This is a genomic window from Streptomyces sp. NPDC088732 (assembly GCF_044751205.1).
GTDB lineage: Bacteria > Actinomycetota > Actinomycetes > Streptomycetales > Streptomycetaceae > Actinacidiphila.
Genome location: NZ_JBIVLI010000006.1, coordinates 23,730 through 50,501, shown reverse-complemented (window position 1 = coordinate 50,501; position 26,772 = coordinate 23,730). Strand labels below are relative to the sequence as shown.

At 73.4% G+C, this 26,772-nt stretch carries 24 protein-coding genes; 14 read left to right on the top strand and 10 right to left on the bottom strand.

The window, feature by feature from the left end; all coding sequences use genetic code 11:
- The first annotated feature begins 38 nt into the window (after positions 1 to 38).
- Positions 39 to 1,445, top strand: a complete 1,407-nt coding sequence (locus tag ACIP9H_RS12460; RefSeq protein ID WP_401583948.1) for a hypothetical protein — start codon at positions 39 to 41, stop codon at positions 1,443 to 1,445.
- A gap of 79 nt (positions 1,446 to 1,524) precedes the next feature.
- Here ACIP9H_RS12460 and ACIP9H_RS12455 read toward each other — a convergent pair whose 3' ends face one another.
- The gene (locus ACIP9H_RS12455) at positions 1,525 to 1,878 is read right to left on the bottom strand and encodes an iron-sulfur cluster assembly accessory protein (RefSeq protein WP_360911457.1); all 354 of its coding nucleotides are present in this window, start codon (positions 1,876 to 1,878) and stop codon (positions 1,525 to 1,527) included.
- Between the two features lie 241 nt (positions 1,879 to 2,119).
- On the opposite strand from ACIP9H_RS12455, the gene nadA reads away from it, so the two are divergent.
- Both nadA and ACIP9H_RS12445 read left to right on the top strand, forming a co-directional pair.
- Positions 2,120 to 3,307 carry a quinolinate synthase NadA gene (gene nadA, locus ACIP9H_RS12450; protein WP_401583945.1) on the top strand — a complete coding sequence of 396 codons (1,188 nt, stop codon included), beginning with the start codon at positions 2,120 to 2,122 and terminating at the stop codon, positions 3,305 to 3,307.
- Between the two features lie 16 nt (positions 3,308 to 3,323).
- Positions 3,324 to 4,208, top strand: a complete 885-nt coding sequence (locus tag ACIP9H_RS12445) for a GNAT family N-acetyltransferase (RefSeq protein WP_401583943.1) — start codon at positions 3,324 to 3,326, stop codon at positions 4,206 to 4,208.
- An 81-nt stretch (positions 4,209 to 4,289) separates the two neighbouring features.
- Here ACIP9H_RS12445 and ACIP9H_RS12440 read toward each other — a convergent pair whose 3' ends face one another.
- The 6 genes from ACIP9H_RS12440 to ACIP9H_RS12415 all read right to left on the bottom strand — a co-directional run bounded on the left by ACIP9H_RS12440 (position 4,290) and on the right by ACIP9H_RS12415 (position 10,909).
- The gene (locus ACIP9H_RS12440; RefSeq protein ID WP_401583940.1) at positions 4,290 to 7,433 is read right to left on the bottom strand and encodes an efflux RND transporter permease subunit; all 3,144 of its coding nucleotides are present in this window, start codon (positions 7,431 to 7,433) and stop codon (positions 4,290 to 4,292) included.
- A gap of 53 nt (positions 7,434 to 7,486) precedes the next feature.
- Entirely contained in the window at positions 7,487 to 7,696 is a 210-nt protein-coding gene (locus ACIP9H_RS12435; protein ID WP_401583938.1) for a hypothetical protein, read from the bottom strand.
- Positions 7,697 to 7,757: 61 nt separating this feature from the next.
- Positions 7,758 to 8,423: a response regulator gene (locus ACIP9H_RS12430; RefSeq protein WP_401583935.1), complete on the bottom strand. Its 666-nt coding sequence runs from the start codon at positions 8,421 to 8,423 to the stop codon at positions 7,758 to 7,760.
- A 32-nt stretch (positions 8,424 to 8,455) separates the two neighbouring features.
- Entirely contained in the window at positions 8,456 to 9,652 is a 1,197-nt protein-coding gene (locus tag ACIP9H_RS12425; RefSeq protein WP_401584730.1) for a sensor histidine kinase, read from the bottom strand.
- Positions 9,653 to 9,788: 136 nt separating this feature from the next.
- Positions 9,789 to 10,067 (bottom strand): hypothetical protein, encoded by a 279-nt coding sequence (locus ACIP9H_RS12420; RefSeq protein WP_360911467.1) that lies wholly within the window; start codon positions 10,065 to 10,067, stop codon positions 9,789 to 9,791.
- Between the two features lie 44 nt (positions 10,068 to 10,111).
- The gene (locus tag ACIP9H_RS12415; protein ID WP_401583932.1) at positions 10,112 to 10,909 is read right to left on the bottom strand and encodes a PspA/IM30 family protein; all 798 of its coding nucleotides are present in this window, start codon (positions 10,907 to 10,909) and stop codon (positions 10,112 to 10,114) included.
- Between the two features lie 196 nt (positions 10,910 to 11,105).
- Here ACIP9H_RS12415 and ACIP9H_RS12410 point away from each other — a divergent pair, with 196 nt between their 5' ends.
- From ACIP9H_RS12410 to ACIP9H_RS12400, 3 genes are read left to right on the top strand one after another with little or no spacing between them, the layout of a single operon-like run.
- Positions 11,106 to 11,699: a DUF3043 domain-containing protein gene (locus tag ACIP9H_RS12410; RefSeq protein ID WP_401583930.1), complete on the top strand. Its 594-nt coding sequence runs from the start codon at positions 11,106 to 11,108 to the stop codon at positions 11,697 to 11,699.
- Between the two features lie 47 nt (positions 11,700 to 11,746).
- Complete coding sequence (locus ACIP9H_RS12405; protein ID WP_401584727.1) at positions 11,747 to 12,496, top strand: class I SAM-dependent methyltransferase; 750 nt, start codon at positions 11,747 to 11,749, stop codon at positions 12,494 to 12,496.
- Positions 12,497 to 12,545: 49 nt separating this feature from the next.
- Complete coding sequence (locus tag ACIP9H_RS12400) at positions 12,546 to 13,637, top strand: S1C family serine protease (RefSeq protein WP_401583927.1); 1,092 nt, start codon at positions 12,546 to 12,548, stop codon at positions 13,635 to 13,637.
- Between the two features lie 91 nt (positions 13,638 to 13,728).
- Here the strand turns inward: ACIP9H_RS12400 and ACIP9H_RS12395 are convergent, their stop codons facing one another.
- Positions 13,729 to 13,935, bottom strand: a complete 207-nt coding sequence (locus ACIP9H_RS12395; RefSeq protein ID WP_401583924.1) for a hypothetical protein — start codon at positions 13,933 to 13,935, stop codon at positions 13,729 to 13,731.
- A gap of 69 nt (positions 13,936 to 14,004) precedes the next feature.
- Between ACIP9H_RS12395 and ACIP9H_RS12390 the strand changes: the two genes are divergently transcribed.
- Together ACIP9H_RS12390 and cobT are read left to right on the top strand one after the other, a co-directional pair.
- Positions 14,005 to 15,216, top strand: a complete 1,212-nt coding sequence (locus ACIP9H_RS12390) for a bifunctional adenosylcobinamide kinase/adenosylcobinamide-phosphate guanylyltransferase (RefSeq protein ID WP_401583921.1) — start codon at positions 14,005 to 14,007, stop codon at positions 15,214 to 15,216.
- A gap of 40 nt (positions 15,217 to 15,256) precedes the next feature.
- Complete coding sequence (cobT, locus tag ACIP9H_RS12385) at positions 15,257 to 16,300, top strand: nicotinate-nucleotide--dimethylbenzimidazole phosphoribosyltransferase (RefSeq protein ID WP_401583918.1); 1,044 nt, start codon at positions 15,257 to 15,259, stop codon at positions 16,298 to 16,300.
- Positions 16,301 to 17,246: 946 nt separating this feature from the next.
- Here the strand turns inward: cobT and ACIP9H_RS12380 are convergent.
- Positions 17,247 to 17,984, bottom strand: coding sequence for a hypothetical protein (locus ACIP9H_RS12380; RefSeq protein WP_401583916.1), 738 nt, complete (start codon positions 17,982 to 17,984; stop codon positions 17,247 to 17,249).
- Between the two features lie 68 nt (positions 17,985 to 18,052).
- On the opposite strand from ACIP9H_RS12380, the gene ACIP9H_RS12375 reads away from it, so the two are divergent.
- The 6 genes from ACIP9H_RS12375 (at position 18,053) to ACIP9H_RS12350 (ending at position 26,260) form a co-directional block, all read left to right on the top strand.
- Positions 18,053 to 18,859 (top strand): adenosylcobinamide-GDP ribazoletransferase, encoded by an 807-nt coding sequence (locus tag ACIP9H_RS12375; RefSeq protein WP_401583914.1) that lies wholly within the window; start codon positions 18,053 to 18,055, stop codon positions 18,857 to 18,859.
- Between the two features lie 153 nt (positions 18,860 to 19,012).
- A complete protein-coding gene (locus ACIP9H_RS12370) occupies positions 19,013 to 20,527 on the top strand; it encodes a leucyl aminopeptidase (RefSeq protein WP_401583911.1) in 1,515 nt (504 codons plus the stop codon).
- Between the two features lie 342 nt (positions 20,528 to 20,869).
- Positions 20,870 to 22,258 carry a dihydrolipoyl dehydrogenase gene (gene lpdA, locus ACIP9H_RS12365; protein ID WP_360911484.1) on the top strand — a complete coding sequence of 463 codons (1,389 nt, stop codon included), beginning with the start codon at positions 20,870 to 20,872 and terminating at the stop codon, positions 22,256 to 22,258.
- Positions 22,259 to 22,309: 51 nt separating this feature from the next.
- Positions 22,310 to 24,088, top strand: coding sequence for a 2-oxoglutarate dehydrogenase, E2 component, dihydrolipoamide succinyltransferase (gene sucB, locus ACIP9H_RS12360; RefSeq protein ID WP_401583907.1), 1,779 nt, complete (start codon positions 22,310 to 22,312; stop codon positions 24,086 to 24,088).
- Positions 24,089 to 24,415: 327 nt separating this feature from the next.
- Entirely contained in the window at positions 24,416 to 25,582 is a 1,167-nt protein-coding gene (locus tag ACIP9H_RS12355; RefSeq protein ID WP_401583904.1) for a WYL domain-containing protein, read from the top strand.
- A gap of 162 nt (positions 25,583 to 25,744) precedes the next feature.
- Positions 25,745 to 26,260 (top strand): DUF4240 domain-containing protein, encoded by a 516-nt coding sequence (locus ACIP9H_RS12350; protein ID WP_401583902.1) that lies wholly within the window; start codon positions 25,745 to 25,747, stop codon positions 26,258 to 26,260.
- 25 nt (positions 26,261 to 26,285) lie between these two features.
- Here the strand turns inward: ACIP9H_RS12350 and ACIP9H_RS12345 are convergent, their stop codons facing one another.
- Positions 26,286 to 26,771, bottom strand: coding sequence for a GNAT family N-acetyltransferase (locus ACIP9H_RS12345; protein ID WP_401583899.1), 486 nt, complete (start codon positions 26,769 to 26,771; stop codon positions 26,286 to 26,288).
- Position 26,772 lies beyond the last annotated feature (1 nt).

Below are 26,772 nucleotides of genomic sequence, written 5' to 3'. Positions count from 1 at the left end.
GGGTCGGTACGGATCGGCACGGAGCCGAAGGAGCCGTCGTGGAGAGCGAGAACACGCTGCCGCAGCGCCGGCGGAGGTCGCCCTGGGCCGTCGTCGCGGTCGCCGCGGCCGTCCTGGCCGCCGGGGGCGGCGGCGCCTACTGGGCGACGTCCAGTGCGCAGAGCGGCACCCCGCGGGCGCCCGGTGGCGGCGGCCCCGGCGAAAGCGCCGAGTCCCCGCCCCCGCTGGAGATCGACGGCCCCACCCACGGGGTCGTCGGCGATCCGGTGCTCAAGGCGAAGCTGCCCACCGGCCCGTCCTCCGCGGCCGTACAGCACCCCGGCACCGTCTCCCGCGCCGCCGTGGAGAGGCTGGCCCGCGCCCTCGGTGTGCCCGGGACGGTCGTCGCCGACCACGGCATGTGGAAGGCCGGCGGCACCCCCGACGGCGCAGGGCCCGCGCTGCGGGTGAACCGGCAGGCGCCCGGCGACTGGGCGTACTCCCTCTACACCACCGCGCCGCGGCAGAAGCGCGCACCGGCGCCGGAGGACCACGCGGTGAGCGGGGAGCGGGCGCTGCGCGCGGCCGCCCCGGTGCTCGCGGCACTGGGACTGCGGGACGCCCGCACCGACGCGGGCGAGTCCGCCGGGGCCCTGCGCAAGGTCACCGCGGACCCGCGGGTCGCGGGCCTGCCGACGCTGGGCTGGCGCACGTCGCTGACCGTGGGCCACGAAGGGATCGTCACCGCGTTCGGGAGGATGGCGCCGCTCACCCCGGGCGCCACCTATCCCGTGGTGCCGGCCGCGAAGGCGCTGGAGCTCCTGCGTCATCCGGGCACCGGCGGCGACCACGGGCTCCGCGACTGCCCGACGGTGGTCCCCAAGGAGTCGCGCGCGCCGGGCGAGGACCCCGCGCTGCCGAGGAAGCTGCCGTGCCTGCCGTACGGCCCCCGGGGCCAGGAGGTGCGCAAGGCCGAGTTCGGGCTGTCGGCGCAGTTCGTGTCCGGCCGGCCGGCGCTGGTCCCGTCGTGGCTCTTCACGCTGACGCAGCCGGGCGTGCGGGGCACCCCGGTGGTGGCGCAGCCCGCCGTGGACCCGCGGTTCGTGCGCGGCGGCCCGCGCAGCCGGGTCCCCTCCCCCTCGGAGACGCTCCCCGGCCCACCCGGCGGTCCCGGCCCCGGCCCCGGCACCGCGCCGCGGGTGGGGACGACGAAGGTGGAGTCGTACACCGTGGAGGGCTCGAAGCTGACCCTGCGCTTCTGGGGCGGCGTGTGCAGCAGCTACGCGGCGAGCGCCGACGGCTCGGGCCGGGCGGTGAAGGTGCGGGTCACCTCGGTGGAGACGAACCCCGGCGAGGCCTGCGTCATGATCGCCAAGAAGTTCACCCGTACGGTCCCGCTCGACGCCCCGCTGGGCGACCGCAAGGTCGTGGACCTCTCCGACGGCAGCACCGTGCCGCGGGCGTAGGCCGGCCGGGGGAACGCCGAAGGCGGCGGACACCGTGGGTGTCCGCCGCCTTCGTGCGGGTGCGCGTACGCGCCGGGACTCAGTGGAAGGAGTCGCCGCAGGCGCAGGAGCCGGTCGCGTTCGGGTTGTCGATCGTGAAGCCCTGCTTCTCGATGGTGTCGACAAAGTCGATCGAGGCGCCGCCGAGGTACGGGGCGCTCATGCGGTCGGTGACGACCTTGACGCCGCCGAAGTCCTTCACGACGTCGCCGTCGAGCGAACGCTCGTCGAAGAAGAGCTGGTAGCGAAGACCGGAGCAGCCGCCGGGCTGGACGGCGACACGCAGTGCGAGGTCTTCGCGGCCCTCCTGCTCGAGCAGGCTCTTGACCTTGGAGGCCGCCGCGTCGGACAGCAGGATGCCCTCGCTCTGGCTGGTCTCGTCCTGAACCGTCATCTGATCACTCCCGGGTTGTACGGACTGCTGCCACGACGGTCAACCGGTGGCTCCCCGGATTCATTCCTCCGGGTCCGACCGTCTTTCGCGTCATCCATGCTCGCACACCGAGGCTGCTCCAGGTAATGCGTCACAGTGACGCGATGCCCATCGTCATCCTGACGCGAACGGGTTATGATAGATAGCGTCAAATAGACGAAAAGGTTGAGCCGCAGTTCCGCAGAGAAAGGGCTCCGGGCCCGTGACCACCACCACCGAACCGCTGGACGTCCAGCCGACCCCGCTCGCGCTGCTTCTCCTGGGCCGCGAGTCCGACCCCCGCAGCGAGCGCGGTGTGGACTGTCCCGGCGACCTGCCCGCCGCCTCCGACCCCGACCTGGTGGAACGGGCCCGCGCCGCCAAGGCCAAGCTCGGCGACAAGGTCTTCGTCCTCGGTCACCACTACCAGCGCGACGAGGTCATCCAGTTCGCCGACGTCACCGGCGACTCCTTCAAGCTGGCGCGCGACGCCGCCGCACGGCCCGAGGCCGAGTACATCGTCTTCTGCGGTGTGCACTTCATGGCGGAGTCCGCGGACATCCTGACCTCCGACGCCCAGCAGGTGATCCTCCCCGACCTGGCCGCCGGCTGCTCGATGGCCGACATGGCCACCGCCGAGCAGGTCGCCGAGTGCTGGGACGTGCTCACCGAGGCCGGCGTCGCCGATGTCACCGTGCCCGTCTCGTACATGAACTCCTCCGCGGACATCAAGGCGTTCACCGGCCGGCACGGCGGCACGATCTGCACCTCCAGCAACGCCAAGCGCGCCCTGGAGTGGGCCTTCGAGCAGGGCGAGGGCCGGGAGAACAAGGTGCTCTTCCTCCCCGACCAGCACCTCGGCCGCAACACCGCCGTCCGCGACATGGGCTTCTCCCTGGACGACTGCGTCGTCTACAACCCGCACAAGCCGAACGGCGGCCTCACCACGGAGCAGTTGCGCGACGCCCGGATGATCCTGTGGCGCGGCCACTGCTCGGTGCACGGCCGCTTCTCGCTGGAGTCGGTCGAGGACGTCCGCGCCCGCATCCCCGGCGTCAACGTCCTGGTGCACCCCGAGTGCAAGCACGAGGTCGTGGCCGCGGCCGACCAGGTCGGCTCGACCGAGTACATCATCAAGGCGCTGGACGCGGCCCCGGCCGGCTCGTCCTGGGCGATCGGCACCGAGCTCAACCTCGTGCGCCGGCTGGCCAAGGCGCACCCCGACAAGCAGATCGTCTTCCTCGACAAGACCGTCTGCTTCTGCTCGACGATGAACCGGATCGACCTGCCGCACCTGGTGTGGACGCTGGAGTCGCTCGCCGACGGCAAGGTCGTCAACCGCATCCAAGTCGACAAGGAGACCGAGCACTTCGCGAAGCTCGCCCTGGAGCGGATGCTCGCCCTTCCGTAGCGGGCAGGATGGGCGCATGATCCTGCGCCCCCTCCGTGACTCCGACGAGGACGCCGATGCGGTGGCGGTGGTGGCGGCCGCCGCCTTCGGTGCCTCCGACGCACTGCCCGGCGGCGGCCCGCCCGAGGAGATGCCTCCCGAGCGGGCCGCTCTGCTGCGCCGGCGCAACCGGTACGTCGCGCGCACCGACCCCGGGGGCTGCTGGCTGGCCGTGGACGAGGCTTCCGGCATGCCGCTGGGCGTCTCCATGTCGACGCGCCGCGAAGGGACTTGGGGGCTGTCGCTGTTCGCCGTGCTGCCGTCCGCGCAGCACCAGGGGGTCGGGCGCGAACTGCTCGCCGCCGCCCTGAGTCACGGGCGCGGCTGCCTGCGCGGCATCATCTGCAGCTCCGCCGACCCGCGGGCGGCGGCGACGTACCGCCGGGCGGGCTTCGAGCTGCATCCCGCGATGCGCCTGAAGGGGACCGTCCGCAAGGGCGGCCTGCCCGCGCCGGACGGGGCGGTGCACGAGGGCTCGGTCAAGCACCGGGACATGATGGACTCCGTCGACCGGCGCACCCGCGGCGGCGCGCACGGCCCCGACCACGACCACCTGCTCACCGAGTGCGGGCTGCTGGTCGTCGACGACTTCGCGGGCAGCGGCTACTGCTACGTCGGCTCGGACGGGCATGTGCGGCTGCTGGCCGCCACGTCGCGCCGCCTGGCGACCCGGCTGCTCACGGCCGCGCTGCTGTCCCTGCCGGAAGGCACCCCGGCGAAGGTCGCGCATCTGACGGCCGAGCAGCAGTGGGCGGTGGACGTCGGCCTGACGGCCGGTCTGGAACTCACCACGTCCGGCTGGGTCTGCCTGCGCGGGATGCGGCCGCCGCAGCCGTACATCCCCTCGGGCTTCTTCCTCTGAGAGCCGTACGGACCCCAACGGACGGAGGGGCCAGGGGCGTTCGCCCCTGGCCCCTCCGTCGTCAGGCCCTGCTCACACGTGTCAGACCTTGGTCAGCTCGGGCGTCGGCTCGGCCTCGCCCGCGCCGGGACCGTCCGACTTCGCGGCCCGCTTGAGCGCCTTGCGCTTGGCCCGCCGCTCCTTGCGGAGCTCGACCATCGTGTAGAGGGTCGGCACGAGCAGCAGCGTGAGCAGCGTCGACGACAGCAGACCGCCGATGACGACCACGGCGAGCGGCTGGGCGATGAAACCGCCCTCACCGGTGACCCCGAGGGCCATCGGCAGCAGCGCGAAGATGGTCGCGAGCGCGGTCATCAGGATCGGCCGCAGACGGTGCCGGCCGCCCTCGATGACCGCCTCCACCACGCCGTAGCCCTGCGCCCGGTACTGGTTGATGAGGTCCATCAGCACGATCGCGTTCGTCACCACGATGCCGATGAGCATCAGCATGCCGATCAGCGACGGCACACCCAGCGGGGTGCCGGTGACGAGCAGCAGGCCGATCGCGCCGGTCGAGGCGAACGGGATGGACACCAGCAGCACCAGCGGCTGGATCAGGCTGCGGAAGGTGCCGACCAGCAGCATGAAGACGATGGCGACGGCGGCGAGCATCGCCAGCGCCAGCCCCGAGAACGCGTCGCCCTGGTCCGAGGAGACGCCGCCGATCGCGGCGGTCGCCCCCTTGGGGAGGTCGAGCGCCTTGATCTTCGCCTGCAGGGCGGTGTTGACGGCGCCGGTGTTGTCGGCCGTCGGCGTCGCCGTGATGGTCGCCGCCCGCGCGCCGTCGATCCGGGTCTTCTGCACCGGCCCGGGGGCCTCCACGACGTCGGCGACCTTGTCCAGCTTCACCGGGCCCGCGGGGGTGGGGATGACGAGGGCCTTGAGGCCGGCCAGCGTCGTGGTGTCCTGCTCGGACGTGACCCGCACATCGCGCTCGGTGTCGTCCAGGACCGCCTTGCCGACGGTCGTGCCCTTCACGGCCTGGGTGACGGCGGCACCGATCGTGGTGTCGTTGAGGCCGTACTTCGCGGCCTCCGCCTGCTTGGCGTGGACCTCGATCCGGGGCACGGACTGCGCGAGGTCGCTGCTGACGTCGGTGACGTCGTCCAGTCCGGCCACCGCGGCGCGAACCTGCTCGGCGGCCTTGGCGAGGGTGTCGCCGTCGGCGGCCTTCACCACGACCGACAGGTTCTGGCTGCCGAAGCCGCCGCCCGCGGAGACCGAGGTCGTGCCGACACCGTCGAGCGCCTTCAGGCCGGAGCGGATCTTGTCCAGGGCGGCGGTGGTGTCACCGGCGTCCTTCAGACGGACCTGGAAGCTGGCCTGGTTGGCGCCGGTGCCGCCGCCGAAGGCCGCCAGGAAGCCGGAGGAACCGACGGTGACCTGGTAGTCCTGGATCTCGTCGATGCCGTCGAGCAGCTTCTCGATCTTGCCGGCCGCGGCATCGGAGGTCTTCAGGCCGGTGCCCGGAGCGAGCTGCTGCTTGACCGTCAGCGTGTCCTGGTCGCCCTGGTCGAAGAAGTTGGTCTTCAGCAACGGGACCAGGCCGAAGGTGCACAGCAGCACCGCCACCGCGATCACGATGCTGGTGATGCGGCGACGGGTGGCGAAGCGCAGCACCGGGACGTACAGCCGCTGCAGGAGGCTGCCGGCCTCCTTCGCCTCGGCCGCACGGCGGAGCTCGTCCGGGTCCACCGTGCCGGCGTCGGCCGGGGGCTTGAGGAACCAGTACGAGAACACCGGCACGACCGTCAGCGACACCAGCAGCGAGGAGAGCAGCGCCGCCGCCACGGTCAGCGAGAAGGAGCCGAACAGCGCCCCGACCAGGCCGCCGACCAGGCCGATCGGCAGGAAGACGGCGACCGTGGTGAGCGTGGACGCGGTGACCGCGCCGGAGACCTCGCGCACGGCGGTGATGATCGCCGCGTGCTTCTCCTCACCGTAGGCGAGGTGCCGCTTGATGTTCTCCAGCACCACGATGGAGTCGTCGACGACCCGGCCGATGGCGATCGTCAGCGCGCCCAGCGTGAGCACGTTGAGCGACAGGTCACGGGTCCACAGCACGATCAGCGTCAGCACGACCGACAGCGGGATGGAGAGCGCGGTCACCAGCGTCGAGCGCAGCGACGCCAGGAAGACCAGGATGACGACGACCGCGAAGAGCAGGCCGAGCAGGCCCTCGGTGGTCAGGCCGTGGATCGACTTGGAGACCGCCGGACCCTGGTCGCTGACGACGGTGAGCTTCGCGCCCTTGCCGAGGTCCCGCTCCATGTCCGCCAGCTTGTCCTTGACCGCCGAGGAGACCGCGACGGCGCTGCCGTCCTGGGTCATCGTGACCGCGATGCCGAGGCTCGGCTTGCCGTCGGTGCGCGTGATGGAGTCCGTGACGTCCGGCTTCTCGACGACGGTGGCGACGTCACCGAGGCGCACGGGCTTGCCGTCCGTCGTCGGGACGCGCAGGTCCTTGATCTCGTCCAGCGAGGCGTACTCGCCGCCGACCTGGACGGTGCGGCTCTTGCCGTTCTCGTCGAAGGAGCCCGCGGGCACCGGGTGGCCGCCGGCCTGGAGCGCCTGCACCACGTCGAAGGAGCCGATCTTGGACCTGGCGAGCTTCGCGTCGTCCGGCGTGACCGTGACGATCTGGTCCTGGACGCCGGTGACCGTGACCTGGCCGACGCCGTCGATGTCCTGGAGGACCGGGACCACGGAGCGGTCCAGGCCGTCGGCCAGCGCCTGCTGGTCCAGGCCGGTGGAGGTGGCGGCGAGCACCACGGTCGGGATGTCGTCCGTGGAACCCGCGATGACCTGCGGGTCCGCGGCCTCCGGCAGACGCGAGGAGACCCGGTTCACGGCCTGCTGGACGTTGGCCACCAGCTTGTCGCTGTCGTTGCCGTAGTCGAACTGGGCCATGATCACGGCCGAGCCCTCGCCGGCCGTCGAGGTGATGCCGGTGATCCCGTCGACACCCTTGATGCCGTCCTCGATCGGCTCGACGACCTGCTTCTCGACGACGTCGGGCGAGGCACCCTGGAAGGTCGTGATCACCGAGACGATGGGCAGGTCGATGGAGGGCAGCAGCTGCTGCTTGAGCGAAGGTATCGCGATCGCGCCGAATACGACGGCGACCACGGCCATGAGCGCGATCAGGGCGCGCTGGGCGAGGCTGATTCTGGACAGCCAGGACATCGTGGTGCGGTCTCTTCTCTGGGTCAGAGGATGCGGATTCAAGGACTTTGTCATCAGACCACCCCACCTTCTCCTGTCCGGAAGGGGGGTTTCCTCAGCCCGAGGTCGTGGTGTGCGGCTGCGGCGTACTGCGGCTGCGGTACGGCGCCGGGCGTAGTCGGCGTCCGGCCCGGCGCACCGGGCCCGGACTCGTACGCCGCGACGACCAGCTGCGCACGGTCGCGGTCGCCCGGCTCGGCCATGGTGCGGGTGAGCGGGCTCACGCCGAGGCGCTCGGCAAGTGGGCGCGTCCCCGGCGACGACGGTACGGATCGCGCCGAGCGATCAGCGCCCGGCCGGGCGGACCAGGCCGGACTCGTAGGCCGCGACGACCAGCTGCGCGCGGTCGCGGGCGCCCAGCTTGGCCATCGTGCGGTTCACATGGGTCTTGACGGTGAGCGGACTCACACCGAGACGCTCGGCGATCTCGTCGTTCGGCAGACCCATCGCCACCTCGATCAGCACCTCCCGCTCACGGGCGGTGAGCGCATCCAGCTCGGGCGCGGGACGAGCCGGCGAACCCGCCTGGGCCAAAAACTGGCCGATCAGGCTCTTCGTCGCCGACGGCGACAGCAGCGCGTCCCCGGCGGCGACAGTGCGGATCGCGCCGAGCAGTTCGTCGGGCTCGGCGCCCTTGCCGAGGAAGCCGGCGGCGCCGGCGCGCAGTGCCTGGGCCACGTACTCGTCGGCCTCGAAGGTGGTCAGCACCAGCACCGCGACCCCCACCAGGTCCTCGTCGCCGGTGATCGCCCGCGTCGCGGCCAGGCCGTCCGTCCCGGGCATCCGGATGTCCATGAGGACGACGTCGGCCCGCGTGCTGCGGGCCATCGCGACCGCCTCCGCGCCGTCGGAGGCCTCCCCGACGACCTCCATGTCCGGCTCGGACTCCACGAGGACGCGGAACGCGCCCCGCAGCAGCGCCTGGTCGTCCGCGAGCAGCACCCTGATCATGGGGGCATCCTCCCACTGCCCGCCGTACGCCCTCACCCTCCCGCGGCGGTCACCGCCAGCGGCAGCCGGGCGTGCACGCGGAACCCGCCGTCCGGGCAGGGACCGGCCTCGCAGGTGCCGCCGAGCGCCGCGGCGCGCTCGCGCATGCCGATGAGGCCGTGCCCGCCGCCGGGGCCGGCGGGGGCGGGGACCGCGGGGGGACGGCCGCCCCGGTCGACGACGGTGACCTCCAGGGCGCCCGCGGCGCGGGCGATCCGCACCTCGGCGCGCGCACCCCGGCCGGCGTGCTTGTGGACGTTGGTCAGCGACTCCTGGATCAGCCGGTAGGCGGTGAGGTCGACGGTCGCCGGCAGCGGCCCGGCACCGTCCTCGGCCACGTCGACCGGCAGCCCGGCGCGCCGGAAGCCCTCCACGAGCTGGTCCAGGACACCGAGCCCCGGCGCGGGTTCCATGGGCGCCGCGGGATCGCCGGACTGGCGGAGCAGGCCGACGGTGGCGCGCAGTTCGTCGAGGGCGGAGCGGCTGGCCTCCCGGACGTGGGCGAGCGCCTGCTTGGCCTGGTCGGGCCGGGTGTCCATCACGTGTGCGGCGACGCCCGCCTGGACGTTGACCAGGGCGATGTGGTGGGCGACCACGTCGTGCAGTTCGCGGGCGATGCGCATGCGCTCCTCCGCGACGCGCCGCTTGGCCTCCTCCTCCCGGGTCCGTTCCGCGCGTTCGGCCCGTTCCTCGACGGCGAGGATGTAGGCGCGCCGGCTGCGGGTGGCCTCCCCGGCCGCCGCGGCCATGCCCGACCAGGCGAACAGGGCGAAGTTCTCGGCGGAGTACCAGGGCCTGGCCCCGAAGAGCATGGCGACCGCGGTCAGCACCAGGCACGACGCGAGCCCGATGCGGAACGTGGTGGCGCGGTCGGTGCGGGAGGAGGCGGAGTACAGCGCGACGATGACGGCGCCGGCCACCGGGCCCCGGCTGTCGCCGCTCGCGGTGAGCAGGTAGACCACGGTGACGGCGCCGGTGAACACCAGCACGCCCAGGGGGCTGCGGCGGCGCAGCAGCAGCGCGGCGCAGGCGACGACGCTGAGCACGATGTCGGTGACGGAGGCGTTGTACCGCTCCGCGTGCGGTCCGACGAACATGTTGCCGAGGATGATCGCCAGTACCGCGGCCGCCAGTCCGGCGTCGAGGGCGACGGGGTGGGCCGTCGGCCACAGGCGGGCCCGGTCCCGCATGGAACGATGCTGCACGCTCACCAACGGTACGGGCCCGGAGGTACGGCCGTGCCCCGGTCCGGTACGGAACCGGGGCCGGGGCACGGGCCGGGTGCGCCGATCGGCGGGAGACCGCCTATGGACCGGGTCGACGGGGTCAGCCGGGGATGAGGCCCCCGTCGGACAGCATCGCCCGGACCTCCTCCAAGGTGGCGTCCGGGCCCGGCAGGATCAGCTCGGACGGCTCCAGGGAGTCGTCGGGAAGCGGTGTGCCGAGCCCGCGGACCGCGTCGAGGAGCGCGGTCAGCGTGCGCCGGAACGCGGTCTCGTCGCCGTTCTCCATCTCGGCCAGGAGCTCGTCGTCGAGCTTGTCGAGTTCGGCGAGGTGGCTCTCGTCCACCGTCACCTGGCCCTCCCCCATGATCCTCACGATCACGACGCCCTCCTCAGGGGTGCCTCAACGCTGCTTCCCACCGGTGGTCACTGCTTGTCGAAACGCGGCTGGTCCTGGGGCTGTGCCTGCTGCCGACCCGGCTGGCCGGGCTGTCCGCCCTCGATGGCCTGCTGGGGGGAACCCCCGGCGAGCTCGGCCTTCATGCGCTGCAGTTCCAGCTCGACGTCGCTGCCGCCGGACAGCCGGTCCAGCTCGGCCTGGATGTCGTCCTTGGCGATACCGGTCGGGTCGTCCAGGGCGCCGGAGGCCAGGAGCTCGTCCAGGGCACCCGCGCGGGCGCGCAGCTGCTCGGTCTTGTCCTCGGCCCGCTGGATCGCCATGCCGACGTCGCCCATCTCCTCGGAGATGCCGGAGAAGGCCTCGCCGATCTGGGTCTGGGCCTTGGCGGCGCTGTAGGTGGCCTTGATGGTCTCCTTCTTGGTGCGGAAGGCGTCCACCTTGGCCTGCAGCCGCTGGGCGGCCAGGGTGAGCTTCTCCTCCTCGCCCTGGAGGGTCTGGTGCTGCGTCTCCAGGTCGGTGACCTGCTGCTGGAGCGCGGCCCGGCGCGACAGCGCCTCGCGGGCCAGGTCCTCACGGCCCAGGGCGAGCGCCTTGCGGCCCTGGTCCTCGTACTTCGCGGACTGCTGCTGCAGCTGGTTCAGCTGCAGCTCCAGACGCTTGCGGGACGTCGCGACGTCCGCCACCCCCCGGCGCACCTTCTGCAGCAGCTCCAGCTGCTTCTGGTACGAGTAGTCGAGGGTCTCGCGCGGATCCTCGGCCCGGTCAAGGGCCTTGTTGGCCTTCGCGCGGAAGATCATCCCCATCCGCTTCATGACACCGCTCATGGGCCTCGCGCGCCCCCTTCAGTCGGCTGGCCGGCACACCATCTACAGACCCCACAGTACGGGGCGTGGTTCCATTACCCCACTGTTCTGTTGCGGATGCGCTCATCCTTGAGAACGATCACGGTTCGGTGACCTCAGGCCCAGGGAGTAGGTGGGGGGCTGGGGGTCCGGCCGGGGACCACGTAACCTTGGTGTTGTGTTCCGACGTCGTTCCCAAGATGAGCAGGCCTCAGCCACCGCGGTGGTCGAGGACCAGCAGACCCGTGACCCCCAGGCCCCCAAGGGCCGGCCGACCCCGAAGCGCAGCGAGGCGCAGTCGCAGCGGCGCAAGGTCGTGACCGCCCCCGGCGACCGCAAGGCGGCGGCCCGGCAGGCACGCGACGCCCGGCGCGCCGACATGAACAAGCAGCGCGAGGCGCTGATGAACGGCGACGAGCGCTACCTGCCCGTGCGCGACAAGGGCCCGGTGCGCAAGTACGCCCGCGACTACGTGGACTCCCGCTTCCGCGCCGCCGAGTTCTTCCTGCCGCTTGCCGTGGTCATCCTGGTGCTGAGCGTCGTGCAGAACGAGGCACTGAAGCAGCTCTCGCTGCTGCTGTGGCTCGTGGTGATCGTGCTGATCGTCGTCGACTCGGCCGTCACCGGGCTCCTGCTGCGCCGCCGGCTGGCCCAGCGCTTCCCGGGCCAGAACACCCGGGGCGCCGTCGCCTACGCGCTGATGCGGTCCCTCCAGATGCGCCGCCTGCGCCTGCCCAAGCCGCAGGTCAAGCGCGGCACCAAGCAGTTCTGAGCGCGGACGGCGGGTTCGCCTCCGTCGCCGGCCGCTGGCTGGACGGACTGGGCGGGCTCCGGAACACCGTGCGCCAGGAGCTGGTGGCCCGTCAGCTCGACGAGCAGATCACGTCCCGCTTCCCGGTGGGGCGGCGGCTGCGCGTCCTCGACGTCGGCCCCGGGCAGGGCACCCAGGCCCTGCGGCTGGCCCGCGCCGGCCACCTCGTCACCGGCCTGGAGGCCGATCCCGCGATGGCGGGCACGCTGCGCGAGGCACTGGCCACCGAACCCGAGGGCATACGCGAGCGCGTCACGCTGATCGAGGGCGACGGCCGGGAGACCGGCCGGCACTTCGGGCCCGGCACCTTCGACGTGGTGCTCTGCCACGGGGTGCTCATGTACGTGCCCGAGCCCGACCCGATGCTCGCCGGGCTGGCACGCGTGCTGGCCCCGGGCGGGCTGCTCTCCCTGCTCGTGCGGAACGCCGACGCCCTGGCGATGCGCCCCGGGCTGCAGGGCGACTGGCCGGCCGCGCTGGCGGCGCTCTCGGGCGGCCCCGCCACGTACACCAACCGGCTGGGAGTCACCGCCCGCGCCGACCGGCGCACGGCCCTCACCGCCACCCTCAGCGGCATCGGGGCGCCGCTGCACGCCTGGTACGGGGTGCGGGTCTTCACCGACACCGCTCCGGACGCCGACGGCGACACGCCCGCCGAGGTGCCGGAGGAACTGCTCGCGGCCGAGGAGCTCGCCGGGCGCACCGATCCGTACCGATCGGTGGCGGCACTGCTGCATCTGTGCGGCGTACGGGACTGACCGGGGCGGGCTACACGCCACAGAGTGCGCCAAAAGCGACACTTCCGGCATGACCGTTTCCCTGCCGACCTCCCGACGCACGCTCGGGGCCCTGTGCGCGGCGACCGCGACACTCGTGATGCTCGCCGGATGCACCTCCGGCTCGCCCTCCTCCCCCCAGTCCCCCGCGGCGAAGACCTCGGCGGCGCCGGAGGTCTCCGAGGCGTCCGGCGCCCGCGACCTCCAGGACAACTACCAGGACGTCGTCAAGAACGTGCTGCCCTCGGTCGTGCAGATCACGACCTCGGAGGAGCTCGGCTCCGGCATCGTCTACGACACCAAGGGCCACATCGTCACCAACGCCCACGTCGTCGGGAAGAACACCACCTTCCAGGTGACCCTGGCCAACGGCAACGAGCCGCTGAAGGCCACGCTGGTCGCGAGCTACCCCGAGCAGGACCTCGCGGTGATCGCCCTCGACAAGCCGCCGTCCGACCTGCGCGCGGTCCGCTTCGCGGACTCCTCCAAGGTCGAGGTGGGGCAGATCGCGCTCGCCATGGGCAGCCCGCTGGGGCTCAGCGGCAGCGTGACCCAGGGCATCGTCTCCGCGCTGGGCCGCACCGTCACCGAGACCGCGTCCGGCGGCGCGCCCGGGGCGACCATCGCCAACCTGGTGCAGACCTCCGCGCCCATCAACCCGGGCAACAGCGGCGGGGCGCTGGTCAACCTGTCCGGCGAGATCATCGGCATCCCCACCCTCGGCGCGGTCAACCCGAGCTCGGGCAGCGGGAACAACTCGGCGCCGGGCATCGGCTTCGCCATCCCCGCGTCGACGATCACCCGCATCGCCGACCAGATCATCAAGGACGGCAAGGTCACCTCGTCCGGGCGCGCCGCCCTCGGCGTCACCGGCCGCACCGTGCTCGGGCCGGACTTCAGCCCGGCCGGCGTCGCCGTCATCTCCGTCGTCAAGGGCGGCCCGGCCGACAAGGCGGGCATCCAGCCCGGCGACATCATCATCGGCGTCGGCAACACCCAGATCCAGACCTCCCAGGCGCTCTCGGAGGCCCTGGCACCGTCCGCTCCGGGCAAGAAGGTGGACGTCACCTTCGTGCGCGACGGCAACGAGAAGACGGTGAACGTGACGCTGGGCGAGCTCTGACGGAGCCGGCGGAACCCGGCTCAACCCGGCAGAACGCGGCGTGGAGGGCGCGATGGCGCGCCCTCCACGCCGCGGTCGTCACCGCCGCGGGCTACTCGTCGCCGTGCAGGCTCATGGGGCCGTAGATCTTGGTGGAGTCCTCGAAGAGGACGACCTGGTCGGCGCCGCCCTGGAGCAGGTCCTTCCAGACCTCGCCGATCCAGGACTCGGCGTCGCCCTGTGTGGTGAACTCCTCGGGCTCGACGGCGGGCGCGACCTCCGTGCCGTCGGTCTTCTCGAAACGCCAGGTCCACGCCATGTCCGTCTCCTCGTCCCAGGGGGTGCCTGCCCGGCAGCGTAGCGTGCGCGGACGCGAAAGAATCGGGACGTGGAACTGACACTTCTCGGCACCGGGGGACCCGACGGCCTGCCGCTGCCCGGCTGCCCGTGCGCGGCATGCGCGGTGGCGGTGGGCGAACGGGCCCGGGCGGCCACCTCCGTCCTCGTGGACGGGGTGCTGCTGCTCGATCTGACGCCCGGCGTGGCGCTGGCCGCCGCCCGTTCGGGGCACTCGCTGACCGCGGTGGGCCAGGTGCTGCTGTCGCATCCGCACGACGGGCCCGCGGTGGAGATCCCGCCGGGACTGCCCGCGCCGGCGCGGCTGCCCGCGGGGCAGGAACTGACGCTGCCGACCGGGCACCAGGTGCGGTCGGTGCCGGTGGACGCGCCCGGCGCCGGGTACGAGGTGACGGCGCCGGGGGGCGAACGGCTGCTGTACCTGCCACCGGAGTGCGGCCCCGCGGGCCTCGCGGAACCGGCGAAGACCGAACGGCCGTACGGGACCGTGCTGCTGGACGTCGTGGCGCGGCCCGACGCGCTGGCCCGGCTGCGGGCCGCGGGAGCGGTCACCGGCACCACGGACGTGATCGCCGTGCACCTGGACCACACGGTGCCCCCCGGCCCGGAGACGCGCCGCCGGCTGGCCGCGCTGGGCGCCCGCGCGGTACCGGACGGGACGACGCTGACCGTCGGCGACTTCCACGAGGTGCCGGACCTCCCCCGCCGCACCCTTGTGCTCGGCGGTGCCCGTTCGGGCAAGTCGGCGGAGGCCGAGCGGCGGCTGTCGGCCTTCCCCGACGTGCTGTACGTGGCCACCGGCGGCACACGGGACGACGACCCGGAGTGGGCCCGGCGCGTGGCGCTGCACCGCGAGCGCCGGCCGGGCACTTGGCAGACACGGGAGACCCGCGACCTCGTCCCGCTGCTCGCGCGGGACGGCGGCCCCGCGCTCCTGGTCGACTGCCTGTCGCTGTGGCTGACGCACGCCATGGACGAGGCCGGGGCCTGGGACGACACGCACTGGGCGGCCCGCGGCGAACGCGAACTGCGCGAGCGGGTCGCGGAGTTGACCGCGGCATGGCGCGCCACCCGGCGCACCGTGGTCGCCGTCAGCAACGAGGTGGGCTCCGGCGTGGTCCCGGCCACCGCGAGCGGCCGCCGTTTCCGTGACGAACTGGGCCGCCTGAACGCGATGGTGGCCGCCGAGTCGGAGCACGTCCTGCTGGTCGTGGCCGGACAGGCGCTGACGCTGCGGGGCTGACCTCGGCGCGGGGGCCGCCGGAACGGTAGTGTTCGATCCCGTGAGCGGCCTGAATCTCGATGACTTCGCCTCCCTCGTGGAGCGCCCGGACGCCGGCGTACGCCGTGACGCACACGACCGCTGGCAGCGCCTGGTGCGCCCGGCCGGGGCGCTGGGCAATCTGGCCGAGCTCGCGGAGTGGCTCTCCGCGGCGCAGAGCGCCGCCACCGTGCGGCCGATCGAACACCCCAAGGCCGTGCTGTTCGCGGCGGACCACGGCGTGGCGGCACTCAAGGTGTCGGCGCGTCCCGAGGGCACGGCGGTGGACCTGGTCCGCGCCGTCCTCGACGGTGCGTCACCGGTGAACGTGCTGGCGCGTCAGTACGGCGCGGCGGTCCGGGTGGTGGACGTCGGTGTCGACGCCCCTGCCGAGGACCTGCCCGCCGACGTCACGGCGCACCGCGTGCGGCGCGGCTCCGGCCGGATCGACGTCGAGGACGCGCTGACGGCCGAGGAGGCCGAGGCCGCGTTCCGTGCCGGCATGGCCGTCGCGGACGAAGAGGCGGACTCCGGCACCGACCTGGTCCTGCTCGGCGATCTGAGCGTCGGCGGCACCACGGTCGCCGGGGTGCTGATCGCCGCCCTCTGCGGCACGGACGCCTCCGTGGTGACGGGCCGGGGCTCCGGCATCGACGACGTGGCCTGGATGCGCAAGTGCGCGGCGATCCGCGACGCGCTGCGCCGGGCGCGGCCGGTCCTGGGCGACCAGTTGGAGCTGCTGGCCGCCGTGGGCGGTGCCGACGTGGCCGCGATCACCGGCTTCCTGCTCCAGGCGGCGGTGCGCAAGCTGCCCGTGGTCCTGGACGGCGTGGTGTCGGCGGCGTGCGCGCTCGTCGCCCAGCGCATCGCCTTCCGGGCGCCCGACTGGTGGCTGGCCGGCCAGACCAGCGGGGAGCCGGGACAGGCCAAGGCGCTGGACCGGCTGTCCATCGAACCGCAGCTGGACCTGAAGGTCACCGCCGGCGAGGGCACGGGCGCACTGCTGGTGCTCCCACTGCTGAAGGCTGCCGCGGCCCTCTCCGCGGAACTCCCCGAACACCCCTGACGCCGGCGTCCCGCCGCCTACCCGGGGCAGGCTGCCTGCGGCCTGCCGCGCGCGCCGGGCGGCGGTTCGTCCCGCCGTACCGGCCGGGGCGATGGGGCAGCCCTGTCGGGCAGCCTCCTCCCACTGCGGGCCGCAAGGACCGGTACACGGGGGGCGCCGCGACACTCTGCACGGCCTCGTCCGAGACCCTCTGACCCCCGGCGGCCCGCGTGGCACGGCCGGGAGCGGGCGCGGGTGGCAGTTCGAGCCGTACTGGGCAGGCGCACGGAACCAGCCCGTCGGGCGGCCGCGTATGCCGCAGGCCGGGACGCACTGCCGCGGCACGGCGGCCGTACCCTGCCGCGCGGCGGGACAGTTCGTGCGTCGGGCGGCCACGCTCCGCCGCGAGCGGGGAACGACGGGGCCTGCGCACGGCCGCCGGCACCTGCGGCGGGCGCAAGGAACAACCCGGTCGGACAGTCGTGTTCCGCGGCGAGCCGGAAAGACCGGGACAGACCATCGTGTACGCACTGCGGCCGGGAGCCGAGCACGCCGGTACCCCGTCGGCCGGACACATTCCTGCGCGCCGGGAAGACCAGGGCACGCGCACGGCCTGGGGCACGCCGGCCCGCACGCACTGCGACCGGAAGCCGAGCAGGCCGGTGGCCGTTCCTCTCGCGGTACCGGCCGGGCGGAAGGGACGAGCCCGCCGGGACATCCGGGGCACACGCGCGACCGCGACGCCCATGGCACCCGCGGCCCGCAACTGCCGTACGCGGCCCCACCGGGAGCCGCGCCCCGGGAACCGTTCACAGCGCCGTACCGGCCGGGCGCGAGGCACCCGCGCGTCGGGCGGCCACGCTCCGCCGCGAGCGGGGGGACGACGGGGCCTGCGCACGGCCGCCGGCGCCTGCGGCAGGCGCAAGGGACCGGGCCGTGGGGCGGGAAGGCCCGCGCGGAGCGCCCGTCAGCGTTCGGAGAAGCCGCCGAGCCAGTCCTGGAGGCGGCGGGTGGGGGCGCGCCAGCGGGCGGCGTGCTTGGCGGCGCGGAGTTCGGCACGGCGTGCCGCTTTCGGGCGGCGTCCGTACAGGCGCTCCGCCCAGAGGGAGTCGGGCCGGGCCAGCCGGAGCGCGCCGACGAGCGCGACGAAGGGCACGAACACGCCGACGACGGCGGTGCGGAACTTGCCCTTCACCAGGGCGGCCAGGACGAACAGGAAGTTGACGACGATGGTGGCGATCGCCGCGAGGCGGTTCTGCTGCTGGTCGGCGGAGAGCGAGTCGACCTCGAAGGGGGCGAGCCCGCCGAGCAGCATGAGCACCAGCGAGAAGGTGATCACGACGGCCTCCACGCTCTTGCGGCCGCGTTCGCTCCAGTACACGTCGTCCAGGTAGAGCACGAGCGCGAACTCGTCCAGTACGAGCCCCGCCCCGATGCCGAAGACCACCGCCGCCAGTGCCGCCCCGAATCCCTGCGCGGAGGCGGCGACGGCCCCGAAGCCGCCGATCGTCATGAGGATGATGCCGGGCACCACGTGGTGGATGTGCGTCCCGCCCGAGGAGATGTTCCGGAACGGGCCCTTGCCCGCGCGGATCAGCCGGGTGATGGTCCGCGTGATCACGAAGGTCGCGACGAAGGCGAAGAGGGCGAGGAGCAGTGGCAGCTTTCCCGGCTCGATGATGTTGCGGTACCACCAGTCGCTCATACCGATTGCTCCTGTTCGGCCTGGTATGCGCACTATACGGTCGGGGGGCGGCCGTTACCCTGCACGCCATGACCGCCAGCCGCGCCGCCGCGACCCCCGCCGACGGACTGCGGTTCGCCTTCGGCACCTTGACCGTGCTGCCCGTGCGGGTCACCCGCTGGGACCGCCCGGCGGCCCGGGCGGGGATGGTGTGGGCGCCCCTGGCCGGCCTGGTCGTGGGGCTGTGCGGGGCGGCCGCCGGCGGGGTGCTGCTGCTGCTCGGCTGCGGACCGCTGCTCGCCGCCGCGGGCACGGTCGCGGTGCCCGCCGCGCTCACCCGGGGCCTGCATCTGGACGGACTCGCCGACACCGCCGACGGCCTGGGCAGCGGCCGGCCCGCCGAGGACGCGCTGCGCATCATGCGGCAGTCGGACATCGGGCCGTTCGGCGTGCTCACCCTGGTGCTGGTCCTGATCGGCCAAGTCGCCGCCGTGGCCGGGGCGTACGGGACCTCGTGGGCCCGCGGGGCGGCCGGTTTCGCGGTGGCGTCGGTGGCGGCCCGCACCGCCATGACGCTCGCCTGCCGGGACGGCGTGCCGGCGGCCCGGCCGGAGGGACTGGGCGCGGCGGTGGCGGGGGCGGTCCCGGCGCGGGCGGCACGGGGGGTGGCCGCCGCGATCGTGGTGCTGTGCGCCGCCGCGGGGCTGGCGTTCGGCCCGTACGCCGCCGCGCAGTTCGCCGCCGCGGCCCTGATCGCCCTGGGCGCCGCGGAGTTGCTGCTGCGGCGCTGCCGGGCGCGGCTGGGCGGTGTCACGGGCGACGTCTTCGGCGCGTTGTGCGAGACGGCGTGCACCGCGGCCCTCGTCGTGCTGGCCGCGGGCGGGGCCACCGGGTAGGGAAAACCCGCGCCTTCGGCCCGGGGGCGCACGCCGTGGGCGGAAGTGTCAGGAGTGAGCGTAAGGTCGGTCCTGCACCCCCCGCCCCGCGCCGCCGGGCGTTGCCCGGTGCCAAGAAGTTCGGGCCTTCGAAGGAACAGGATCTTCATCACCGTGACTGCACTGACTCTCAGCACCTCCTCCGCCGCGGCGCTGCGCGCGGACGCCGTCGTCGTCGGAGTGACCAAGGGGACGAAGGGCCCCGAGGTCGCCCCCGGCGCGGAGGCGGTCGACCAGGCCTTCGACGGCAGGCTCGCCGTGACGCTCGAGACGCTGGGCGCCTCGGGCGCTGAGGGTGAGGTGACCAAGCTCCCCGCCCCGGCCGGCCTGAAGGCCCCGGTCGTGCTGGCGGTCGGCCTCGGTGAGGCCCCCGCGGACGGTGCCGGCTTCGACACCGAGGTGCTGCGCAAGGCGGCCGGTGTCGCCGCCCGCACTCTGGCCGGTTCCAAGAAGGCCGCCCTCGCGCTGCCGGTGGAGGACGCCGCGGCCGCCCAGGCGGTCGCCGAGGGCGCGCTGCTGGGTGCGTACGCGTACACCGCGTACCAGGCGGGCAACGGCAAGGCGCCGCTGACCGAGGTGGCGCTGGTCGGCGCCAAGCCGCGCGACAAGGCCTACAAGGCCGCCGCCGAGCGTGCCACGGTCGTCGCGGAGGAGGTCAACCGCTCGCGCGACCTGATCAACATGCCGCCGAACGACCTGACCCCGAAGGCCTTCGCCGCCTTCGTGCAGGAGGCCGCCAAGGAGTACGGCCTCAAGGTCGAGGTGCTGGACGAGAAGGCGCTCGTCAAGGGCGGTTACGGCGGCATCATGGGCGTCGGCCAGGGCTCGGCGAACCCGCCGCGGCTGGTGAAGATCGTCCACAACGGCGGCAAGGGCCGTGACGCGAAGCACCTCGCGCTGGTCGGCAAGGGCATCACCTACGACTCGGGCGGCATCTCCCTGAAGCCGGCCGGCCACAACGAGACCATGAAGTGCGACATGAGCGGTGCCGCCGCCGTGTTCTCCACCGTGGTCGCCGCCGCGCGCCTGGGCCTGCCCGTCACGGTCACCGGCTGGCTCGCGCTCGCCGAGAACATGCCGTCCGGCGCCGCCGCCCGCCCGGGCGACGTGCTGCGGATGTACAGCGGCAAGACCGTCGAGGTGCTCAACACCGACGCCGAGGGCCGCCTGGTCATGGCCGACGCGATCACCCGCGCCTCGGAGGAGACCCCGGACGCGATCATCGACGTGGCGACCCTGACCGGTGCCATGGTGCTGGCGCTGGGCACCCGCATCTTCGGTGTCATGTCCAACGACGACGACTTCCGCACCACGGTGCACGAGACGGCGGGCGAGGTCGGCGAGCAGTCCTGGCCGATGCCGCTGCCGACCGACCTGCGCAAGGCGATGGACTCCGCCACGGCCGACATCGCGAACATGGGCGAGCGGATGGGCGGCGGCCTGGCGGCCGGCCTGTTCCTGAAGGAGTTCGTCGGCGAGGGCATCACCTGGGCCCACATGGACATCGCTGGCCCGGCCTTCAACGAGTCCGGCCCGTTCGGTTACACCCCCAAGGGTGGTACCGGCTCCGCCGTGCGCACCCTGGTGCGGCTGGCCGAGAAGGCCGCCGAGGGCGAGCTCTTCCAGTAACCGTCCCGTCGCGGCCGGTCACATCTGATCACGACCGGTCGCGGTGTAAGCCTCGGCACATTCCGTACGGCCCCGGGTATGGCATCCGGGGCCGTACGCGTTCGCCAAGAGCGAGCAAAGGGACCAAGTGCTGCCGTATTTCGCACGGGATACCGGTGAGTAGTCGTGGCCAGGGACGTTCCGTACGTCTCACACCCCGGCCCGGTGCCTCGTCCGCCCCGAACAAGTGCGAAGATGTTGTCTCGGCACGACAGGGCCCCGTTTAACAGAAGCGGCCGAACAAAAGCCGCCGCCCGGTCATGACGGACCGGCTCCGGCGTATCCATGCATGGAGGACGTGACGTGGCGAACGACGCCAGCACCGTTTTCGACCTAGTGATCCTCGGTGGCGGTAGCGGCGGCTACGCCGCAGCGCTGCGCGCGGCGCAGCTCGGTCTGGACGTCGCCCTGATCGAGAAGGACAAGCTCGGCGGCACCTGCCTGCACCGCGGCTGCATCCCCACGAAGGCTCTGCTGCACGCCGGTGAGATCGCGGACCAGGCCCGCGAGGCCGAGCAGTTCGGTGTCAAGGCCACCCTCGAGGGCATCGACATCGCCGGGGTCCACAAGTACAAGGACGACGTGATCGCGGGCCTCTACAAGGGTCTGCAGGGCCTGGTGGCCTCCCGCAAGGTCACCTACGTGACCGGCGAGGGCCGGCTGTCCTCCCCGACGACGGTGGACGTCAACGGTCAGCGCTACACCGGCCGCCACGTGCTCCTGGCGACCGGCTCCGTGCCGAAGTCGCTGCCGGGCCTGGCCATCGACGGCAACCGGATCATCTCGTCCGACCACGCGCTGGTCCTGGACCGGATCCCGAAGTCCGCCATCGTGCTCGGCGGCGGCGTCATCGGCGTCGAGTTCGCCTCCGCGTGGAAGTCCTTCGGTGTCGACGTCACGATCGTCGAGGGCCTGCCCCACCTCGTGCCGGTCGAGGACGAGAACAGCTCCAAGCTGCTGGAGCGCGCCTTCCGCAAGCGCGGCATCAAGTTCAACCTCGGCACCTTCTTCTCCAAGGCCGAGTACACCGCCGACGGCGTCAAGGTCACCCTCGCCGACGGCAAGGAGTTCGAGGCCGAGCTGCTGCTCGTCGCCGTCGGCCGCGGCCCGGTGTCGCAGGGCCTGGGCTACGAGGAGGCCGGGGTCGCCATGGACCGCGGCTACGTCCTCGTCGACGAGTACATGCGCACGAACGTGCCCACCATCTCCGCGGTCGGCGACCTGGTCCCGACCCTCCAGCTCGCCCACGTCGGCTTCGCCGAGGGCATCCTCGTCGCGGAGCGGCTGGCCGGTCTGAAGACCGTGCCGATCGACTACGACGGCGTGCCGCGCGTCACGTACTGCCACCCGGAGGTCGCCTCCGTGGGCATCTCCGAGGCCAAGGCCAAGGAGCTGTACGGCGCCGACAAGGTCGTCACCCTGAAGTACAGCCTGGCCGGCAACGGCAAGAGCAAGATCCTCAAGACGGCCGGCGAGATCAAGCTCGTCCAGGTCCGCGACGGCGCCGTGGTCGGCGTCCACATGGTCGGCGACCGTATGGGCGAGCAGGTCGGCGAGGCCCAGCTGGTCTACAACTGGGAGGCCCTGCCCGCCGAGGTCGCCCAGCTCATCCACGCCCACCCGACGCAGAACGAGGCGCTCGGCGAGGCCCACCTGGCGCTGGCCGGCAAGCCGCTGCACGCGCACGACTGATCCACGGACACGCAGACCAATCCGCACAGATCGTTAGGAGCAACCGAAACCATGGCGGTTTCCGTAACCCTGCCGGCGCTCGGCGAGAGCGTGTCCGAGGGCACCGTCACCCGCTGGCTCAAGGCCGAGGGTGAGCGCGTCGAGGCCGACGAGCCGCTGCTCGAGGTGTCGACCGACAAGGTCGACACCGAGATCCCGGCGCCCGCCTCGGGCATCCTCTCGTCCATCAAGGTGGCCGAGGACGAGACGGTGGAGGTCGGCGCCGAGCTGGCCGTCATCGACGACGGCACGGGCGCTCCCGCTGCCGCCCCCGCCCCGGCCGCCGCCGCGCAGCCCGCCCCCGCGCCGGCCCCGGTGCAGGAGGCCCCGGCCCCGGCTCCGGCGCCCGTCGCCGCTGCCCCGGCCGCCGCTCCCGCTCCGGCCCCGGCCGGTGCCGCCCAGGGCACCCCGGTGCTCCTGCCGGCGCTGGGCGAGTCGGTGACCGAGGGCACCGTCACCCGCTGGCTGAAGTCGGTCGGCGAGACCGTCGAGGCCGACGAGCCGCTGCTCGAGGTCTCCACCGACAAGGTCGACACCGAGATCCCGTCGCCCGCCGCCGGCACCCTGCTGGAGATCCTGGTCGGCGAGGACGAGACCGCCGAGGTCGGCGCCAAGCTCGCCGTCATCGGTGCGGCCGGTGCCGTGGCCCCGGCCGCCGCTCCCGCCGCTCCGGCTCCGGCCCCCGCGGTTCCGGCGCCCGCCCCGGCCCCGGCTCCCGTGGCCGCTCCGGCTCCGGCGCCCGCCCCCGTGGCCGCCCCGGCCCCGGTGGCTCCGGCCCCCGCGCCCGCCCCGGCCCCGGCTCCCGCCCCGGTCGCCCCGCAGGCTCCGGCTCCGGCCGCCGCCCCCTCGGCCACCGCGCCGACCGACGAGGGCGCGTACGTGACCCCGCTGGTCCGCAAGCTCGCGGCCGAGAACGGCGTGGACCTGGCCTCGGTCAAGGGCACCGGCGTCGGTGGCCGGATCCGCAAGCAGGATGTCCTGGCCGCCGCGGAGGCCGCCAAGGCCGCCGCCGCCGCGCCGACCGCGCCCGCCCCGTCCGCGGGTGTCACGGTGCCGGCCGCCGCTGCCGCGCTGCGCGGGCAGACCGTCAAGATGACCCGCATCCGCAAGGTCATCGCCGAGAACATGATGAAGGCCCTGCACAGCCAGGCGCAGCTGTCGACCGTGGTCGAGGTGGACGTCACCAAGATCATGAAGCTGCGGGCCCGGGCCAAGGAGTCCTTCCTGGCCCGCGAGGGCGTCAAGCTCTCGCCGATGCCGTTCTTCGTCAAGGCCGCCGCCGAGGCGCTGAAGGCCCACCCGGTCATCAACGCCAAGATCAACGAGGACGGCACCGTCACCTACCACGACGTCGAGAACGTGGGCATCGCGGTGGACTCGGAGCAGGGCCTGATGGTCCCGGTCATCAAGGGCGCCGGCGACCTGAGCCTGGCCGGCATCGCCAAGAAGACCGCCGAGCTGGCCGGCAAGGTCCGCAACAAGAAGATCAGCCCGGACGACCTGTCCGGCGGCACGTTCACGATCAGCAACACCGGCTCGCGCGGTGCGCTGTTCGACACGATCATCGTGAACTTCCCGCAGGTCGCCGAGCTGGGCATCGGGGCCACCGTGCGCCGCCCGATCGTGATCAACCACCCGGACCTGGGTGAGACGATCGCGATCCGCGACGTGGCGTACCTGACCCTGTCGTACGACCACCAGCTGGTCGACGGCGCGGACGCCGCCCGCTACCTGAACGACGTCAAGGCCCGCCTGGAGGCCGGCGAGTTCGAGGGCGACCTCGGTCTCTGACCGACCGCACGTCGTCGCGGGACCGTACGACGGCCGAGGCCCCAGCCCCTTCCCGGGCTGGGGCCTCGGCCGTTTCCGGAGAAATCCCGGGCGGCGGTGAGTGGTTGGGGCGCGGCGTCCGTACAGGAGGGGGCATGGCCACCATGCACCGCCGGCAAGGGCGGGGAGGCGACCACCCCCCTCAGTGGCCTCCACGCCCTTGCGGGTCGCGCGCTGCGTCGACCTTCCCCCCGCGCCGAGGCGCGCGCAGCGGGCCCCCGGGGGCCGGCCCGGACGTCCCGGGCCGGCCCCGCCGCGGTGTCGGACCCAGGGCTTAGCCTCGACGGCATGCGCGCGGCCCGGCTGATCCACCTCGTCCTCCTGCTGCAGTCCCACGGCTCGATGACGTCGGCCGAACTCGCCGGGGCACTGGAGGTCTCCGAGCGGACGGTCGGCCGGGACGTGCAGGCCCTGTCGGAGGCGGGCGTCCCGGTGTACGCGGAGCGCGGGCGCGCCGGCGGCTACCGGCTGGTGGACGGCTACCGGACCCGGCTCACAGGGCTCGCCCGCGCCGAGGCGGAGGCGCTGTTCCTGTCCGGGGTGCCCGCCGCGCTGGAGGCGATGGGACTGCACGACGCGGGATCGGCGGCCCGGCTGAAGGTGGCGGCCGCGCTGCTGCCCGAACTGAGGGACGCCCCGCGCGCCGCCGCGCAGCGCTTCCACCTGGACGCGCCCGGATGGTGGCAGGAACCGGCCACGCCGCCGCTGCTGCCGGCCCTGGCGGAGGCGGTGTGGGGCGACCGCCGGCTGCGGGCGCGGTACCGGCGCGCGGACACGGAGGTGGCACGGGAGCTGGAACCGTACGCGCTCGTGCTGAAGGCCGGCGTCTGGTACGCGGTCGCGCGGGCGGACGGGGCGCGGGGGGCCGAGAAGGCCCCGGGGGCCGAGGGGTCCGAGCGGACCGAGAAAGCCCCGGGGGCCCAGGAAGCCGAGCGGACCGAGGCGGCCGAGCGGACCGAGAGGCCCGAGGAGGCCAAGAGGGTCGAGCGGACCGAGAGAGCCGAGCCGACTGAGGCCGGCAAGGAAGCCAAGAGAGCCGAGCGGGCCGAGGAGGCGGTCCGGGTGTACCGGGTGGACCGGTTCACCGCTGCCGAGGTCCTGCCCGAACGCTTCGTCAGGGACCCGGCGTTCGACCTGCCCGCGTTCTGGGAGGCGCGGGCGGCCGCGTTCGCCCGCTCCGTGCTGCGCGCCGAGGTCGTACTGCGGCTCACCCCGGACGGCGCCCGGCACCTGCCGTACGTCGCCGACGCGGCCGCGGCCCGCGACGCCCTGGCCGCCGCCGCGCCGCCCGGTGCCGACGGCCGCGTCACCGTCACCCTGGCCGTGGAGTCCCTCGACGTCGCCTACCACCAGCTCCTCGCCCTCGGCCCCGGCGCCGAACTCCTCTCCCCCGCCCCGCTGCGCGCCCGCTTCGCCGAGGCCGCCCGCGCGATGGCGGCGGCCTACGCCGGCTGACCCCCGCCGCCCCGTCAACTCCCGTACCGGCCGCCCGTCCCGGCGGCGGCGTCAACACCCGCGTGCGCAGGCCCCCGCGCGGGGCGAGTAACGTCACGACACGGGCGCATCCGCGTCTCTCCGCGTGCGGGGGCAGGCCGCAGACAGGATGCTGGAGCGGTGATGGACGAGACGGAGTTCTGGGAGATCGTCGACAGTACCCGGACGGCGGCCGGCGGGGACCCGGAGGAGCACGCCGATCTGCTGGTGGAGCGGCTGACGCAGCTCGACCCGGAGTCCGTCGTCGATTTCGCGCGGCACTTCGAGAGCCGTTTCAACCGGGCGTACCGGTGGGACGTGTGGGGCGCCGCGGATCTCATGCTGGGCGGGGCCGGTGACGACGCGTTCGACTTCTTCCGGTGCTGGCTGATCGGGCAGGGCCGCCATGTCTTCGAGGGCGCGGTGCACGATCCCGACGCGCTGGCGGAGCTGGCCCCGGACTTCGACCCCGAGGTGGACGGCGACGCCGAGGACCTGGGGTACGCGGCCGACGAGGCGTACGAGCAGCTGACCGGGGTGCGGCTGCCGGATCTGGACCTGCCGCCGCAGCCGGCCGAGCCGGAGGGCGTCTACGTCGACTTCGAGAACGCGGACGCGGTGGCGCAGCGCTTCCCCCGGCTGTGGGAGCGCTTCGGCTGAGCCTCCCGCGCGGTCGCGGCGGCCGTCACAGCGCCCGCCCCATGCACACGTCGTCCACGTAGGCGCCGTCCAGCAGGAACTCCCCGGGCAGGACGCCCTCGACCGCGAACCCGGCGGCCTCGTACAGCCGCCGGGCCGGGGTGTTGTGGCCCAGCACCCGCAGCGTCATGCGCCGCGCGCCCTGCCCGCGGGCGGCCTCCAGTGCCGCCATGACGAGTTCGAGCCCGACGCCGCGACCGCGGGCCCAGGTGTCGACCGCCAGGCCCTGGATCTGCCGTACATGGCCGTTGGAGACCAGCGGCGTCGGCGGCACGAACCGGAGGTATCCGGCCGTCCGCCCGTCCACCTCGGCGACCAGGTGGGCGTCCGGCCCGGAGTGCCCGTCGAAGAAGTCCCCGTGCTCGCGCGGCGGGGGCGTCACCGCGTGCAGCGTGGACCACGTGGCGCGGTCCAGCCGGGCGAGGTCGGGGTCGTCGGAGAGCAGGGCGGCGCGCACATGTATCCCGGACATG

Excerpts from the sequence above, each read along its gene's own strand:
- ACIP9H_RS12445 (WP_401583943.1), top strand. The coding sequence starts at position 3,324 with ATGATCCTGCGCCCCCTCCGTGACTCCGACGAGGACGCCGATGCGGTG.
- ACIP9H_RS12375 (WP_401583914.1), top strand. The coding sequence starts at position 18,053 with ATGACCGCCAGCCGCGCCGCCGCGACCCCCGCCGACGGACTGCGGTTC.
- ACIP9H_RS12455 (WP_360911457.1), bottom strand. The coding sequence starts at position 1,878 with ATGACGGTTCAGGACGAGACCAGCCAGAGCGAGGGCATCCTGCTGTCC.
- ACIP9H_RS12350 (WP_401583902.1), top strand. The coding sequence starts at position 25,745 with ATGGACGAGACGGAGTTCTGGGAGATCGTCGACAGTACCCGGACGGCG.
- ACIP9H_RS12380 (WP_401583916.1), bottom strand. The coding sequence starts at position 17,984 with ATGAGCGACTGGTGGTACCGCAACATCATCGAGCCGGGAAAGCTGCCA.
- ACIP9H_RS12355 (WP_401583904.1), top strand. The coding sequence starts at position 24,416 with ATGCGCGCGGCCCGGCTGATCCACCTCGTCCTCCTGCTGCAGTCCCAC.
- ACIP9H_RS12415 (WP_401583932.1), bottom strand. The coding sequence starts at position 10,909 with ATGAGCGGTGTCATGAAGCGGATGGGGATGATCTTCCGCGCGAAGGCC.
- sucB (WP_401583907.1), top strand. The coding sequence starts at position 22,310 with ATGGCGGTTTCCGTAACCCTGCCGGCGCTCGGCGAGAGCGTGTCCGAG.
- ACIP9H_RS12440 (WP_401583940.1), bottom strand. The coding sequence starts at position 7,433 with ATGTCCTGGCTGTCCAGAATCAGCCTCGCCCAGCGCGCCCTGATCGCG.
- ACIP9H_RS12345 (WP_401583899.1), bottom strand. The coding sequence starts at position 26,771 with ATGTCCGGGATACATGTGCGCGCCGCCCTGCTCTCCGACGACCCCGAC.
- ACIP9H_RS12430 (WP_401583935.1), bottom strand. The coding sequence starts at position 8,423 with ATGATCAGGGTGCTGCTCGCGGACGACCAGGCGCTGCTGCGGGGCGCG.
- ACIP9H_RS12400 (WP_401583927.1), top strand. The coding sequence starts at position 12,546 with ATGACCGTTTCCCTGCCGACCTCCCGACGCACGCTCGGGGCCCTGTGC.
- ACIP9H_RS12395 (WP_401583924.1), bottom strand. The coding sequence starts at position 13,935 with ATGGCGTGGACCTGGCGTTTCGAGAAGACCGACGGCACGGAGGTCGCG.
- ACIP9H_RS12425 (WP_401584730.1), bottom strand. The coding sequence starts at position 9,652 with ATGCGGGACCGGGCCCGCCTGTGGCCGACGGCCCACCCCGTCGCCCTC.